Below are 14,141 nucleotides of genomic sequence, written 5' to 3' on the forward strand. Positions count from 1 at the left end.
AGGGTGGGTGCCGCTGACGGCCCGTGCGCCCGCGTACCGCGATCCGCGGCAGTCAGCCCCTTCCGGGGCTGCGCGTGCCGTGTCGCCCGGTGCGCTTCACGTCACGGTTCCACGGCCGGACCGGCTTGGGCAGGGGCCGACCGGGCCCCACGAGCCGATCCGAGCGAGTGACCGGAAATGCGGGACGAGGGCCACGGGGCAGTCTGCGTGCTGCATCACGGCATGGGTGACGGAGCCCGTGCGCGGCCGGCCGGACAGCCGGTGGCCCACGACGAGCAGCGCGGCTCCTCGGGCGGCGCTCAGGAGCCTCGGTGCCACGTTTCCCTTCCTCACGCTCTCGACCACCGGTACGTCCGGATACGTCTCGCGCCAGACCTTCAGGAGAGCGGTCAGGAATCCGCTCCACTCCGCCTCCTCACGTCGAGGATCTTCCAGCAGACCGATCTCACCCGGTCCGAGCACCAGAGGCGAGGGATCGCGCCATCCATGGACGGCACGCAGGCCGCACCCGCGCGACCGGGCCGCGTCGAAGGCGAAGCCGATCACCTCGTCGCAGGGGTCGCCGAGATCGATCCCCAGGACGACCTCGCGACCCGGCCCCCTCTCCGAGGGCCGCTCGCCGACGCCCGGCCGGCCCGCGCCCTCCTCCGCCGCTCCCTCCCCGGCCCGCACAAGAACGACAGGGCAGCGCGTGTGGTCGATGACCCCGCGGGCGACCGAGCCGACCAGGAGCCCGCCGACGCCCCGCCGTCCGCTTCGGCCCAGCACGAGCAGGTCCGCGTCCTGCGCCAAGCGGCACAGAGCCGTGACGGCCGGTCCTTGGACCTGCGTCTCCAGCAGTCGGAGCCCCGGACAGGCTCGCTCGGCACGGGCCACAGCCGCGCGCAGAACCCGCCCCGCCTCGGCCCGCCGGGCCGTGCGGGCCGACACGGAAGCGGGCGGGTGCGGGCTCCTGCCCCATGCGTGGACCAGTCGCAGCGGCCGCCCTCGGCGCACCGCTTCCCGCGCCGCCCACTCGGCCGCCGCCAGGCTCTCGGCGGATCCGTCGACTCCGGCAATGACCGACCGCAGCATGATTCACCCCTCCACCGACTCGCAGTCCTGGCGTCCGTACCAGGGCCGTGCGTCCCGGCTCACGGCCGACGAAAGCCCTCAGGGTCCGGACAGTCCGCGGATGACCTCCTTCGCCAGGCCGTCGATGGCCGGCCAGTCGCGGTGGTCCCCGTACCGGCAGCCCATGAGCCGGAAGATCACCCGGCCGATCAGCGGCAGGTGCGCGTGCCGGATCACCCCCGACAACAACCAGTGGCGGCGGTAGGGGATGTCTCCCGGAAGATCCTCCGTGATGACGGGGATCTCCTTGCGGGCGATCCGCTTCCACGGTCCGCGCAGCGAGCCGGGCATGCCCACGCTGAAGATCCACACGGGTCGTGCACCGAGCAACTCCCCGCCGCGGCGCAAGAACTCCTTCGCCTCGGGCAGCCAGGCCTGCCCGTGCACGGCGCTGCCGAGGACGAAAGCGCCGTAGGCGTCCTCGTCCTCGACCTCCTCCATCGGCCGCACGTCGGCACGCAGCCCGGCTTCGGCGAACCGCGCACCGAGCCGTTCGGCGATCTCCCGGGTGGACCCGTGCACCGTGGCGTATCCGACGAGTACATTCATGTCCCCACCTCCAGAACATGCCTCTCCGCACGCGGAGGGGCGCGCTTCGCGTGTCGCGCGCCGCGGTCGGCTCAGTCGTGTGCGACCACGGCAACCGGACATGTCGCACGGTGGATCGCCGTGTGGGTGACCCGCCCCACTCGCCCTCCGACGGGCACGTGACGCACCCGGCGGCCGACGACGAGCAGCCCGGCACCACACGCGGCCCCGAGCACCTCGCGAACGGGGCGGCCCTGCGCGGTCCGGGTCCGGACCTCCACGTCCGGGAACTTCTCCCGCCAGGGTTCCAGCACGGCGTCGAGCGCCCATCCGGCCTCCCGGCTCCTGACCGTCCGTGCGGCGCTCTCCCGGCCCCTGTCGGCCCGGGCACCGGACACCTGCCAGGCGTAGACCACCCGCAACGGAGCGCGTCGAAGGTGTGCCTCCTCGAAGGCGAACTCCAGCAGCGGATCCGACTCGTTGCGCACGTCGACGCAGAGCACCACCTTCCGGCAGGGCGTACGCGTCGACGGGCTGCCCTCGGGCTCCGGCAGCCGTTCGCCCGCCCCGCACGCATCCGCGCGGACGAGCACGACCGGGCAGCGCACCTGCCCCACGACGGCCGTGGCGACCGAGCCGGCGAGGAGACCGCCGAGTCCGCCGAACCCCTGGTTTCCGAGAACGAGCAACTCGGCGGTCTCCCCCTCGGTCACCAAGGCCGGGACCGCCGGGCGCCTGATCTGCTCGGCACTGATCGTCAACTGCGGATAGCGCCCGACGAGCTGCCGCTGCGCGGTGCGCAGCGCCTTCCCCGCCCAGTACTGCGGGATCCGCAGTCCGGCCGGCGACACGGGCTGGTCGTCGCCCGGGACCACCTCCCACGCGTGGACGAGACGCAGCGTCAGCCCGCGGCGCACGGCCTCCCTGGCCGCCCAGTCCGCCGCGGCGACGCTCTCGCGGGAACCGTCCAGACCCACCACGATCGACCGGAGCATCGTCTCCACCTCCTTGTACCACCAGCGTCGGAGGTGGGCGGGCCGGAGTGCAGGGTCCGAGCAGCCTCTTTGTCGGGCCGTCCAGGCCACGGCGAGGGCCGGTCGGCCCCTGCGCAACGGTCCGGCCCGTCACGACACTTGTGCGGAGAACGACATTCGCCGAGGTCCGGGGCCTGCCGTGCCCCGGCATCACGCCCGGCTCGTCCAGCGGGCTCTTGTGACGGACGTGATCCGCTTCCGCCCGCGGACGTGCCCGGCTGTCTCCTCGGCGTCGAGACACGCACGGAGGCGACGATGACGGCGGCGGAACGCACACCGATCGTGGTCGGCCTCGCCGCCGATCCGTCCCGCCGCGTCGCCCTTGCGTGGGGGGCCGACGAGGCCTTCCGACGCCGTCTCCCCCTCCGACTGGTGCTTGCCCGGGGACGGCCGGCCGACGGGCAGCTCTCCGCTGCCGCACGCCGTCGCGCCGACCGACGGGTCGGGGCCCCACGCGGGACCGCGGAGGGAGCGGTCCGCGAGGCGGTCGCGTTCGTGCGCGACCGGCACCCGTGCCTGGACGTCTCGACGCTCCTCGCCGACGACGCGCCGGTGGTCGTCCTGCGCGAGCAGAGCCGCTCGGCGGCGGCCGTCGTGGTCGGCTCCCGGCCACCGGCCGGGCGCGGGGGAGCGTTCGCCGCACCTCCCGTCGCGCTGCCGGTCATCAGGCACGCCGCTTGCCCCGTGGTCGTCGTGCGCGAACCCGCGGTCACCAGACATGCACCGCCGTACATCGTCGTGGGGGTGGACGTCGGCTGGGACGGCCGTCGCCACCCCGCGGCGGCCGTCGTGCATGCCCTTGACGCGGCGGCCCGGTGCGGTGCGGCCGTGCGGGTGCTGTACGTGTGGCATCCGCCTCTCCTCGGCGTCCTGGACGAGCGGGCCGCGCTGCGGGAGTGCCGCGTGCTCATGGCGGACATGGTGGCGGGCTGGCGGACCACGCGGCCGGACGTGGATCTGCGACACGGGGTGCTCCGCGGCGACCCGGCCCGGATGCTGGCCCGCGAATCCGCGCACGCCCTCGCCCTGGTGGTGGGCGCCGGCGGTCACGGCCCGCGCAACCTGTCCGGCCCGGTCGTGGCCCGGGTGCTGCGGCACGTCCCGTGCCCGGTCGTCGCGGTGCCGCGGCCGGTCACGTATCTCCGGCCGTTCGGACGGCCTGGCGCCGCCCGGCTCGTACGGGGCGCCCGAACGGCGGTCGGGCGTTATGCGCGCCGGCTTCCCCGCGACCGGCGGGCATGACCCCGCCGGGCCGGCGGACGAGCGCGCGGCCCGGAGCCTGCGGGGTCCGTGGCACGCCACCGGAGTCCCGGGAACGAGGCGTCCGCTTCACTCTCAGGCGGCGTGCTCGGCCAGGAACTCCGAGGCGCCCGTCAAGGTCGCGAAAGCGGGGTAGTCCTCCTCGTCGATCCGCGCACCGGTGCGGTGCGCGAGCCGCTCGACGAGGCTCAGGAAGTCCAGCGAGTCGAGTTCGAGGACCTCGCGGAACTTGTCGTCGGGGGCGACGTCCGTGAGGTCGGCGTCCGGCACGATCTCCAGGATCGCTTCCTTGACGAGTTCCAGGGCCTGGGTCTGGTTCATCACAGCTCCTCGGGTGCTTGCAGCAGTCGGCTGACGACGTTCAGATAGCGGGCGCCGACCGCGCCGTCCGTGGCACGGTGATCGGCGGAGAGGGTGGCGGTGACCAAGGGCCGCACTCCGAGCATGCCGTCGGCCGCCCAGGGGCGTTCGACGACGGAACCGAAACCGACCAGCGCCACCTGTGGTGGATGGATCACGCCGAAGACCGAGTCGACGCCTTGGTCGCCCAGGCTGGTGACGGTCAGCGTGGCGCCGGAGATGTCCCGGCCCCTGAGCCGCCCCCTGCGGGCCCGCTGCACCACGTCCTTGAGCTCGCCCATGAGTTCCGCGACCGGAAGGGACTCGGCCTCGTGCAGCACCGGGGTGAGCAGCCCGCCGCCCCGCAGCGAGACGGCCACCGCCAGGTGCACGTGGTCGCACGGCTCGAGGCCGTCCTCGCCCCAGTGACCGTTGAGTTCCGGCACCTGCCGTGCCGCCACCGCCGCGGCCTTGAGCAGCAGGGCCGCTGGGACCAGGTGCTCGGCCACCGGACGGCCACGGTTGTGGGTCCGCAGCCACGCGGCGGCGGATGACATGTCGATGGTGGTGGCGAGGTAGTAGTGCGGGATCTCCCGCTTGGAACGGCTCATGAGGTCGGCGACGGCACGGCGCATCGCCGCCGAACGGCGGTTGTCGGCGGACCCCGTCTCGGGGACCGCGCCGTCGACGGCCGTCTCCACCGCGGCCCCGGAGGGCCGGGTCCCATCCGTGCTCCGGTCCTCTGCCGGCACCGGCGGCACGGATGCGGTGCCGGCAGCGTCGGGAGCGGCCTCTCCGCGGACCGTCTCGCGCACGTCCGCCGCCCGTACGGCTCCGTTCTCTCCGCTGCCGGTGACCGTGGCCAGGTCGACGCCGAGCTGCGCGGCGAGACGCCGGGCGTAAGGCGTGGCACGGATCCGCGCCCCCGGCGAGGTCATGCGGGGCCCCGCCTTGGGGGCTGCCTTCCGGGAGGTGACGCACTCGCCCCGCTCGACGTCGGCCCGTGTGATCCGCCCTCCGGTTCCGGTCCCGCGCACGGCGGCGAGATCGATGCCGCGTTCGGCGGCGAGATGCCGGACCAGGGGGCCGGCCTCCGGGCGCGGCGCCCCGTCCGGGGTGTGCGGGCGTGCCGCCGTCGAGAGGGCGTCTGCCGCCGCCCGCGCGAGCGGTGCCGGCTCCTCGGCCGCCGGCCCGGCGTCTTCGGGCAGCTGTTCCCCGGCGCCGGAGATGACGGCGAGCGGCGCCCCCACCGGCAGTACGTCGCCCGGCTCGGCCAGCAGACGCGCCACCGTCCCCGATTCGAAGCACTCCACCTCGATGTCCGACTTGGCCGTCTCGATGACGGCGACCGGGTCGCCCTTGTCCACCGTGTCGCCGGGGCTCACGAGCCACTGTGTGAGGGTGCCCTCGGCCATGTCGGCGCCGAGTGCGGGCATCGTGAACTCACCCATGGCTTCCCACCGCCTTCCGGGCCGCCGCCGCGATGGCCGCGGGCTGCGGCAGGGCGGCCTCTTCCAGGTGCCGGGCGTAGGGGATCGGCACTTCGGCGCTGCACACCCGGCCCACCGGAGCGTCGAGTTCGTAGAAGGCCTGCTCGGTGATGCGGGCCGAGATCTCGGCGGCGAGGGAGCCGGTGCGCCAGCCCTCGTCGACGACCACGGCCCGGTGCGTCTTGGCCACCGACGCCATCACGGTGGCGTCGTCGAGCGGTCGCAGGGAACGCAGGTCGATCACCTCGGTACGGATGCCCTCGGCCGCGAGCTGATCCGCCGCCGCGAGAGCTTTGGGCAGCGAGCCGCCGTGGGTGATGACGGTGACGTCGGCACCGGGACGGCGGACCGCGGCGGACGTCATGCTCACCGGGGCGTCCGATCGGCCGGGCTCACCCGAGGCGTTGTAGAGCGAGCCGTGTTCGAAGATGACCACGGGGTCGGGGTCGGCCAGCGCGGGGGCGAGCATCGTCCGGGCGTCCTCCAGGGTGGCCGGCGCCAGGACCCGGATGCCGGGGATGTGCGCGTACCAGCCCTCGAGGCTGTGGGAGTGCTGGGCCGCCAGTTGGCGTCCGGCCCCGGTGGTCATGCGGATCACGACGGGAACGGAGATCTGCCCGCCGGACATGTGGCGCAGCGTGGCGGCATTGTTGAGGATCTGGTCCAGGGCGAGCAGGCTGAAATTGACCGTCATGATCTCGACGACGGGTCGGAGGCCCGCCATGGCGGCACCGATGCCCATCCCGGTGAAGGCCGACTCCGACAGCGGGGTGTCACGGATCCGCCGGGGCCCGAACTCCTCCAGGAGCCCCAGGCTGACCCCGAAGGCCCCGCCGTACTTTCCCACGTCCTCCCCCATCAGGAAGACACGATCGTCCGCGGTGAGCGCCTCACGCAGAGCCTCGCGGACGGCCTCCCGGTACGTGGTGGTCATGGCAGGGCCTCCCTGGTCTCCTCGGTGTGCACGTGCCGCAGCAGGTCCGCTTCCGGCTCCACCGGTGCGGCCTCGGCCTCGGCTTCGGCGCGGGAGACCTCGGCCGCCGCCTTTCGGGCGAGCTCCGCGTGGAGCTCGTCGTCCAGTTCACCGTCCGTACGCATGCGCTCGGCCAGCACGTCGAGGGGGTCGCGCCTGCGCCACCGGGCGATCTCGTCCTTGTCCCGGTAGCGGTCGGGGTCGTACATGGAGTGCGCGCGGTACCGGTAGGTGCGCAACTCCAGGAAGTGCGGCCCGTGTCCGGCCCGGATGGTGTCGACGGCACGGCGCGCGGCCTCCTCGACGGCGAGCACATCCATGCCGTCGACGGCCCAGGCCGGCATGCCGTAGGAGGCGGCACGCATCGCCAGGTCGGTCTGGGCGTGCTCCACCGCGAGCGGGGTGCCCATGGCGTAGAGGTTGTTCTCGCACGCTAGCAGCAGGGGCAGGCTCCACAGGGCGGCGAGGTTCGCGGTCTCGTGGAACTCCCCTTCGGCGAAAGCCCCGTCGCCGAAGAAGCAGCAGACGACGCCATGGCCACCGCGTAGCTTCTCGGCGAGGGCGATGCCCGCGGCCAGGGGCAGTCCGCCGGCGACGATGGCGTTGCCGCCGTAGAAGCGGCGGGCCGTGTCGAAGAGGTGCATGGAGCCGCCACGGCCACCGCTGCAGCCCGTGGACTTGCCGTGCATCTCCGCCATCACGGCCTCGACGGGCACCCCTCGGGCGAGGGCATGACCGTGTTCGCGATAGGTGGACACGACGGCGTCCTGGGCGTCCAGGGCAGCGCTGACACCGACGGCGACCGCCTCCTCGCCGATGTAGAGGTGCACGAAGCCCCGTATCTTCTGGCTGCTGTAGAGCTCGACGCACCGTTCCTCGAAGCGGCGGATCAGCAGCATCCCGGCGAGGAGCTCGCGGTGGTGTTTGGCCGCGGGGCTCGGATCGGGTTTCTTGGAAGCGGCCTTCCTGCGGCGAGGCGCGGTCATGATGCACCCTCCTTCGACGGCCCGGGCTCCGGCGGGGCTTCTAGCGTGGAGGTGTCGCCTTCGGGGAGTCCCAGCTCACGGGCGCGCAGCAGACGACGCATGACCTTGCCGCTTCGGGTGTGCGGCAGGTGCTGGTCGAAGGCGATCTCACGGGGCGCCACCGCCGGGCCGAGGCGCCGGCGGGCGAAAGCGAGCAGGTCCCGCCGCATATCGTCACCGGGCTCGGTTCCGGGGCGCAGGGAGACGTACGCCTTGACGACGGCGCCCGCGGTGGCGTCCGGGCGGCCGATCACTCCGGCCTCGGCCACCAGGGGGTGTTCGAGCAGCACGCTCTCCACCTCGAAGGGGCTGACCAGGTGCCCCGCGGATTTGATCACGTCGTCCGCGCGTCCGACGAACCAGAAGTACCCGTCGGCGTCACGGCGCACCACGTCCCCGGTCAGGTACCAGCCGTCCGCGAAGGCTTCCTCGTAGCGGTCCTTGGCGTGCAGATAGCCGCGGAACATCGAGGGCCAGCCGGACCGGAGCGCCAGCTCCCCTTCGCGGTCGGGTGAATCGATGACGTGGACCGGTCCCCGCAGGGCCCGCCCGTCCGGGGTGCGGGCGAGGACCGCGGCTTCCACACCGGGCAGCGGGCGCCCCATGGAGCCCGGCTTGAGGGGGCTCGCCGCGAAGTTGGCGATCATGATGCAGCCGGTCTCGGTCTGCCACCAGTTGTCGTGGATCGGCAGCCCGAGAACGTCCTCACCCCACCACACGGCCTCGGGGTTGAGCGGTTCGCCGACCGAGGCGACGAAGCGCAGTGCCGACAGGTTGTGGCCGCGGGGCAGATGGTGCGGCCCTTCGCGCGGCGTGGCCCGCATCAGCATCCTGATCGCGGTGGGTGCGGTGTACCAGACGGTGACCCGCTCCTGGCCGAGGATGCGGTACCAGCGGCGCGCGTCGAAGTCGCCCTCGTCCACCACGAGGGTCACCCCGTGGGTGAGCGGGGCGATGATGCCGTAGGACATGCCGGTGACCCAGCCCGGGTCGGCGGTGCACCAGTACACGTCCTCGGCGTGCAGATCCAGGGCGTACCGGGCGGTGACGTGGTGAGCCACCACCGCCTCGTGGACGTGGACCGCCCCCTTGGGCACGTCGGTGGTTCCACTGGTGAAGTGCAGCAGCGCCATGTCGTCGGGGCGGGTGCGCGGCAGGGTGAAGTCCTCGCTCGCCTCGGCCATCAGCGGGTCGAGGGCGACGGTGCCGGGAAAGCCGTGACGCCGCTCACCCACGATCAGCACGTGCCGGAGCTCGGGCAGCCGGTCCCGGATCGGCGCGACCTTGCGTCGGTACAGAGGCTCCGTGGTGACCAGGACCCGGGCATCGCCCAGGATCATGCGCTGGGCGACCGGCTCGGGGCCGAACGCGGAGAACAGGGGGCACAGCACGCTGCCTCGCTTCAGCGTGCCGAGCACCACGGTGAACAGCTCCGGGCAGCGGCCGAGCAGCGTGAACACCCGGTCACCGCGCTCCACCCCCAACGAGTGCAGCACCTGCGCGAACCGGTTTCCGAGCAGGGCGAGTTGCGCGTAGGAAACGGAATCGACGGACCCGTCACGGCGTACGCAGCGCAGCGCGGTGTGCCCGCCCCGCCCCTCGGTCACGTGCCGGTCGACGGCCTCGTAGGCGATGTTGACGCCTCCGCCGGGCAATCCGGCGAGAGACGAACGGGCCGCTTCCCAGCTGAACTCAGCACGGGCGCGCTCGTAGTCGACGAGGTTGGGCGCGAGGCGGGGCCGCACCCCCTTGGTGATCACCTTTCGGTCCATTCTGACGTCTCCTTGAGGGTGGGTGAGTCCGGGGCCGTGCTTACCGGCTCCTGGGGTGCCGGTGAGTCAGGTCGTAGAAGACTTCTGCCGCGAGGGTGAGCACGAAGAGGAGCACCATCGCGAGGAAGAGCAGAGCGAAGAACGTCTGCCAGAACGTCACCGTGAGTGTCGTCTGCATGGCTTGCACCTCCCTTCCGCCATCCGGTGAACGCGGGGCCGGTCAGACCGCTGTCGGCTCGGGCAGCCAGGCCGGGTCGGCGGGTGCGGCGTCGAGCAGCGACTCCGGCACGGTCACCACGGGACAGGTCGCATGCCGTATGCACGTTCGCGCTACCGCACCGAGGACCGGCTGGGTCACGTCCTCCCGCGCTCCCCTGCCGAGTGCGAGCAGGAGAGCGTGGCGGCAGTGGTCCAGCAGCACGCGCGCCGGCGCACCTTGAGCGAGGAGCGTCCGCACGGCGACCTCGGGGTCGCGTTCGCGGACCTGAGCCACCGTCGCGTCGAGAATGTCCAGGGCATGGCTGCGGTCCTGCTCCTGTGTGCGCAGATCTCCGACGGGCGCGTACGGGGCGCGCATCGCCGCGGACGGCTGCCAGACGTGCACCGCCACCACTTCGGCGCCGAGGAGCCGGGCGCCGAGGCCGGCCCACCGCAGTGCGGCGAGGGCGGCGGCAGAACCGTCCACCCCCACGATCAGGCTCCGGGATTCCCGCATGGTCCTGCCTCCTCGTCCAGGCCCTCGCCCGTCGGGCGGCGGCCGGGGATAGGCCGTGGGTCCGGCCCCACCCCGGCCGTCGGGCCGCTCAGGCGACGCGGCGCAGCTGCTCGGTCTTTTCGATGGTCTTGGCCTCATCGGTGAACTTCCGGGCCGCACCGGCGAAGAACCGAAGCACCTCTCGCCAGAAGTAGCCCGCGCCCGCGATGAGCAATCCGGTCAGGGTGATGCCGATGGCTTCGTTGCGGACACCCAGCTCCCAGGCCGCGAAGAGGTCGAAGTCGGCGAGCCAGGCCGCTCCCACTCCAAGTGCCATCAGGACCAGGGCCACGATCTCCTGAGCCAGGGCAGGCATCATCTTGGCCACGACCAGCACGGCAAGGCCCAAGAGGGCCACTGTCCCGAACACGTACATGAGTTCCTCCGCCTTTCCGGTGCGTGCGGCAAGTGCCAGGAGTCAAGGGTCGGAGGAGGCGGGTGAAGCCCGCCTTCCGCCTTCCCTGCCACCACGGTGCTCCGTCCGCCGGCCCTCGGGGAGGGGCCGCCCGGCCCCGAAGGCGTACCGGTCGACCCCCCCTTCCGGGGGCCGTTCCGTCAGCCGATGTCCACGCTGATCCGCGGCAGCCGGCGCAAGGAGTTGTGCACCGTGCAGTGGTCGACGACGGCACGCAGGGCTTCCTGCCGGGCAGCGGTGAGCGGGCCCGGCGTCTGGATCCGCATCCGTACGGCCGCGACCCTGGGCGGGCGGTCCCCGGCCATGTCGAACTCCGTCCGGACCCTCAGATTCTCGTACGGCAGATGGTGGCGCTGCAGGAACTGGCCCGCGTAGTACGCGACGCACGCGGCCAGTGAGGCGACGAACAACTCCACCGGAGTCGGCCCGTCGTTGTCACCGCCCGCCTCCACGGGCTGGTCGACGGTCAGTTCGTGGTCGCGCACGAACACCGCGTACGACGGCCCCGAGACGTGGGTGACGTCGATCCGGCCCTCGGGGGCGATCGGCGCCCGGCGCAGCGGCACCTCACGGGCCGGGAATACGTTGTTCATGGCTCTTCCTCCTTCCTCTCCGGGGCGCGGCGACCGGTCGGTGGCGGCTCCTGGGGAGCGCCGATCGCTGCGTCACCCGGGGGCGTGTCACGTCTCCGGTCCACGTCGGCGAGGGACGGCGACCGCGGGGCGCGGTGCCGGGGCATCGGGCGAGGGCCCGCCGGCCGGGGGCGATCATCGGAGGCAGGCCTCGTGGCCCGCCGCACGGCCGCTCCGCCCGAAGCTGTGCACAGCGCGGCCTCACGCGCCGCCGCGGCGGCCGCCCGGATCAGGAACCAGCCGGACAACGCCGCCCCCAGACCACGGAGGTCGCTCATGAGCAGCACGAAGGCACACCCGGTGAACAGCAGGGACCAGCCCAGGAACCGCCCGGTCGCCGCGGCACTCCACGCGGCCCGCCACCGATCGCCGGTACGGCGCCAGAGGACGGCGCGCAGCATCCGGCCGCCGTCCAGAGGCGGGGCGGGCAGGGCCTGGAGCAGGGCGAGCGCGGCGTTGGCCGCGGCGAGCCAGAGCACGGCCTCCACGGCAGCCTCGGGCGCGGCGAACACCTCCATCCACGCAGCCGTCCCGGTGGCACCCAGCGCTGCGACCGCGCTGGTCAGCGGACCCGCTACGGCGATCCTGAGCTCCGCCCCCGGGTCCTTCGGCGCATCGCGCGGGCGAACGACGCCGCCGGGCAGCCCAAGGGTGATGCCCTCGACCCGAAGTCCGTTCCGCCGGGCGACCAGGGCGTGGGCCAGTTCGTGCCCGAGCAGCGAGGCCAGGAGAGCCGCCGCGACGACGAGCCCCAACAGCCAGTCGAGCCAGTCCTGTTCGCCGGGATGCGCAGTGGGGAAACGCCAGCGGACCAGTGCGGTCGCGACCAGGACTGCGCCCGCCGGGGCGCTCCAGTGCAGTCCGACGCGTATGCCGGCGATACGCCCCAGAGGCAGCGTCCCCTTCACGGTGACCGCCTCCCCGGCCCAGGCCGGGGGCGACCGGCCTCATACACGCTCGGTACGGGGAAGTACGCCTCCAAGAAGGCCGTGAGGAGAGCCTGTTGCTCCGCCCGTTCGGCCTCCTCGGAAACCGTGTCGTTGAGACAGAAGACATGCCGGTCCCGCCGGGCGAGCAATCTGTCCAGTCGCACGCCGAGTCCGGGGTGGGACAGGTCCAGGTAGGCGTAGCGCAGTCGTGCCGGGACGGCGCGTGCGGTGTGGAAGGCGTAGTAGTGGTGCAGCGAGGACACGACGGCCTGATCGTCGAGACTGCGCAACCGGCTGCTCGCGGTGGCGTGGTGTGGCTCGGGGAACCGCGCCTCGATCTCGTACAGCACGCTGCGCCGCAGCGCGTGCGGGGTGTGCTTGATCTTCTGGGCGATCACCGTGCCGAAGGTCGCCCGGATGAGGGCACGGGTGTTCTTTCCGGCTGCGTCGACCGGGGGGTCCTCCCCGCTCGGCGGCCCCGGCGGAATGAGCACCGGAGAGGGGAAGAACTTGGTCAGGCCGTTGGCCACGAAGAAGTCCTGGGGGATGGTGAGCCGCCCCAGGAACACGTCGTCGTTGAAGTAGAGGAAGTGCTCGGACAGTCCGTCGATGTGGTGCAGCTGGCTCTCGATGGCATGGGAGTTGAACGTCGGCAGCAGGCTCGGATCGCTGAAGATCTCCTTGTGGCTGACGACGCGCAGCCCCGGGACTGCGGTGTCGAGCCAAGGCGGGACCTGGTCGTCGGTGATCACGTAGACGGTCCGCAGCCAGGGAGCGTACTGCCGCAGCGAGCGCAGCGAATAGCGCAGCTCGTCCCGGCTGACGTAACGGGCGGCGTTCGCGGACTGCGCGTGATAGGCGTGCCCCGCGCAGGCCGCACGACGGCGGAGCCATTCCGGGTGTCGCTGCCGTCGACCCAGGTGTACACGGCGTCCACCGGGAAGCGGACATCCTCCGGTCCGGGCAGGGCGAACTCCCTGCGGGTACGCACCGGCACCAACGGATGCGCCGGCGAGGCCAGACCGGTGAACAGGGAGTCCGAGACACTCACCGGAGTGTCGCCGAGGGGCACCCGATCAGCGGTCCGGTTGGGCCTCGGGGCCACCAGCATCGTGTCGTCGGCCGACCAGAACTCCACGTCACAGCCGTACTTGGGCCCCAGGATCAGCTGCCCGGTCGGGTCACTGTGATACCAGGTCAGGCGGATCACGTCGCACCGGCCGGCCGTCCGCCACACGGCACGCGTGAAGCCCGGTCGGGTGGCCGACCGCCGGCCCCCCACGCCGACGTAACCGGGCACGGCTCCGCACCGGTCCGCCAGTGCCCGGAGCGCCGCTCCACGGTGCTTCTCGGGGACGGCGACGACCGCGGAGCTGTGGTTGCGTCCGCGCACGCAGAAGTGGTCGATCCCCGCGGCGTCCAGAGTCTGGCGCACCAGCGCCTCATTGGCGTTGCGGGCCGCCAGCGCGGTCACGTCGGAGCGTACGAGCACGATTTTCGCCGCTCCCCGCACCATGCGCACCGCACGGTCTTCCCCGGTGCTCAGCCGCGGGTAACGGCGCACCAGCCGGTGGGCCTGCGCCCGGCCCAGCAGATGGCGTGCCGAGGGCACCATGGCCAGGCTCCGCTTGGCTCCGGTGCGGGTCCTGGCCGACGTACGCGCGACGATCTCGCGCCGGACGGCCACCGGAACCACCCTCCGGTACAGCCGCAGCAGCCAGGAACTCTCCGCGGCACGAAGCGGTCCGGGCACAGAGACGCCCTCCCCTGAGCGTTTCGGCGCACGGACGCCTGCCGCGCCGCCGACCGGGACTTCCGACCCCCTTCTCATCTTCTGCCTCCCCCCCCTGCTGCTCATGGGCCCCCACATGCCGGTC

16 protein-coding genes are annotated in these 14,141 nt (G+C 72.6%); 1 reads left to right on the forward strand and 15 read right to left on the reverse strand.

The features are described 5' to 3' along the window. Positions 1 to 96 precede the first annotated feature (96 nt). From QBL25_RS06835 to QBL25_RS06845, 3 genes are all read right to left on the reverse strand, one after another. On the reverse strand, positions 97 to 1,074 hold the full coding sequence (locus QBL25_RS06835) for a universal stress protein (protein WP_409056094.1): 978 nt from the start codon (positions 1,072 to 1,074) through the stop codon (positions 97 to 99). Positions 1,075 to 1,152: 78 nt separating this feature from the next. After that, complete coding sequence (locus QBL25_RS06840) at positions 1,153 to 1,662, reverse strand: flavodoxin domain-containing protein (protein ID WP_409056095.1); 510 nt, start codon at positions 1,660 to 1,662, stop codon at positions 1,153 to 1,155. A gap of 71 nt (positions 1,663 to 1,733) precedes the next feature. Beyond that, positions 1,734 to 2,636 (reverse strand): universal stress protein, encoded by a 903-nt coding sequence (locus tag QBL25_RS06845; RefSeq protein ID WP_409056096.1) that lies wholly within the window; start codon positions 2,634 to 2,636, stop codon positions 1,734 to 1,736. A gap of 294 nt (positions 2,637 to 2,930) precedes the next feature. On the opposite strand from QBL25_RS06845, the gene QBL25_RS06850 reads away from it, so the two are divergent. Next, complete coding sequence (locus QBL25_RS06850; RefSeq protein ID WP_409056097.1) at positions 2,931 to 3,917, forward strand: universal stress protein; 987 nt, start codon at positions 2,931 to 2,933, stop codon at positions 3,915 to 3,917. Between the two features lie 93 nt (positions 3,918 to 4,010). Here the strand turns inward: QBL25_RS06850 and QBL25_RS06855 are convergent, their stop codons facing one another. The 12 genes from QBL25_RS06855 to QBL25_RS06910 all read right to left on the reverse strand — a co-directional run bounded on the left by QBL25_RS06855 (position 4,011) and on the right by QBL25_RS06910 (position 14,017). Then, positions 4,011 to 4,256 (reverse strand): acyl carrier protein, encoded by a 246-nt coding sequence (locus tag QBL25_RS06855; protein ID WP_409056098.1) that lies wholly within the window; start codon positions 4,254 to 4,256, stop codon positions 4,011 to 4,013. After that, positions 4,256 to 5,725 carry a 2-oxo acid dehydrogenase subunit E2 gene (locus QBL25_RS06860; RefSeq protein WP_409056099.1) on the reverse strand — a complete coding sequence of 490 codons (1,470 nt, stop codon included), beginning with the start codon at positions 5,723 to 5,725 and terminating at the stop codon, positions 4,256 to 4,258. The genes QBL25_RS06855 and QBL25_RS06860 overlap by 1 nt, the downstream gene beginning before the upstream one ends. Continuing rightward, on the reverse strand, positions 5,718 to 6,698 hold the full coding sequence (locus tag QBL25_RS06865) for an alpha-ketoacid dehydrogenase subunit beta (protein ID WP_409056100.1): 981 nt from the start codon (positions 6,696 to 6,698) through the stop codon (positions 5,718 to 5,720). The genes QBL25_RS06860 and QBL25_RS06865 overlap by 8 nt, the downstream gene beginning before the upstream one ends. Continuing rightward, positions 6,695 to 7,723, reverse strand: a complete 1,029-nt coding sequence (gene pdhA, locus QBL25_RS06870; RefSeq protein ID WP_409056101.1) for a pyruvate dehydrogenase (acetyl-transferring) E1 component subunit alpha — start codon at positions 7,721 to 7,723, stop codon at positions 6,695 to 6,697. Before pdhA ends, QBL25_RS06865 begins: the two co-directional genes overlap by 4 nt. Further along, complete coding sequence (gene acsA / locus QBL25_RS06875) at positions 7,720 to 9,534, reverse strand: acetate--CoA ligase (RefSeq protein ID WP_409056102.1); 1,815 nt, start codon at positions 9,532 to 9,534, stop codon at positions 7,720 to 7,722. Before acsA ends, pdhA begins: the two co-directional genes overlap by 4 nt. A 40-nt stretch (positions 9,535 to 9,574) precedes the next feature. Then, complete coding sequence (locus tag QBL25_RS06880) at positions 9,575 to 9,712, reverse strand: hypothetical protein (protein ID WP_409056103.1); 138 nt, start codon at positions 9,710 to 9,712, stop codon at positions 9,575 to 9,577. A 42-nt stretch (positions 9,713 to 9,754) separates the two neighbouring features. Beyond that, positions 9,755 to 10,249: a universal stress protein gene (locus QBL25_RS06885; protein WP_409056104.1), complete on the reverse strand. Its 495-nt coding sequence runs from the start codon at positions 10,247 to 10,249 to the stop codon at positions 9,755 to 9,757. Positions 10,250 to 10,337: 88 nt separating this feature from the next. Continuing rightward, entirely contained in the window at positions 10,338 to 10,658 is a 321-nt protein-coding gene (locus QBL25_RS06890; RefSeq protein ID WP_409056105.1) for a hypothetical protein, read from the reverse strand. Between the two features lie 185 nt (positions 10,659 to 10,843). Beyond that, a complete protein-coding gene (locus QBL25_RS06895; protein WP_409056106.1) occupies positions 10,844 to 11,296 on the reverse strand; it encodes an OsmC family protein in 453 nt (150 codons plus the stop codon). Next, a complete protein-coding gene (locus QBL25_RS06900) occupies positions 11,293 to 12,243 on the reverse strand; it encodes a site-2 protease family protein (protein WP_409056107.1) in 951 nt (316 codons plus the stop codon). Before QBL25_RS06900 ends, QBL25_RS06895 begins: the two co-directional genes overlap by 4 nt. Beyond that, a complete protein-coding gene (locus QBL25_RS06905) occupies positions 12,240 to 13,073 on the reverse strand; it encodes a stealth conserved region 3 domain-containing protein (RefSeq protein ID WP_409062572.1) in 834 nt (277 codons plus the stop codon). The genes QBL25_RS06900 and QBL25_RS06905 overlap by 4 nt, the downstream gene beginning before the upstream one ends. Further along, the gene (locus QBL25_RS06910) at positions 13,013 to 14,017 is read right to left on the reverse strand and encodes a Stealth CR1 domain-containing protein (RefSeq protein ID WP_409056108.1); all 1,005 of its coding nucleotides are present in this window, start codon (positions 14,015 to 14,017) and stop codon (positions 13,013 to 13,015) included. The genes QBL25_RS06905 and QBL25_RS06910 overlap by 61 nt, the downstream gene beginning before the upstream one ends. Between the last annotated feature and the right edge of the window lie 124 nt (positions 14,018 to 14,141).

The organism is Streptomyces sp. SYP-A7185 (assembly GCF_046103685.1).
In the GTDB taxonomy this organism is placed as follows: domain Bacteria; phylum Actinomycetota; class Actinomycetes; order Streptomycetales; family Streptomycetaceae; genus Streptomyces.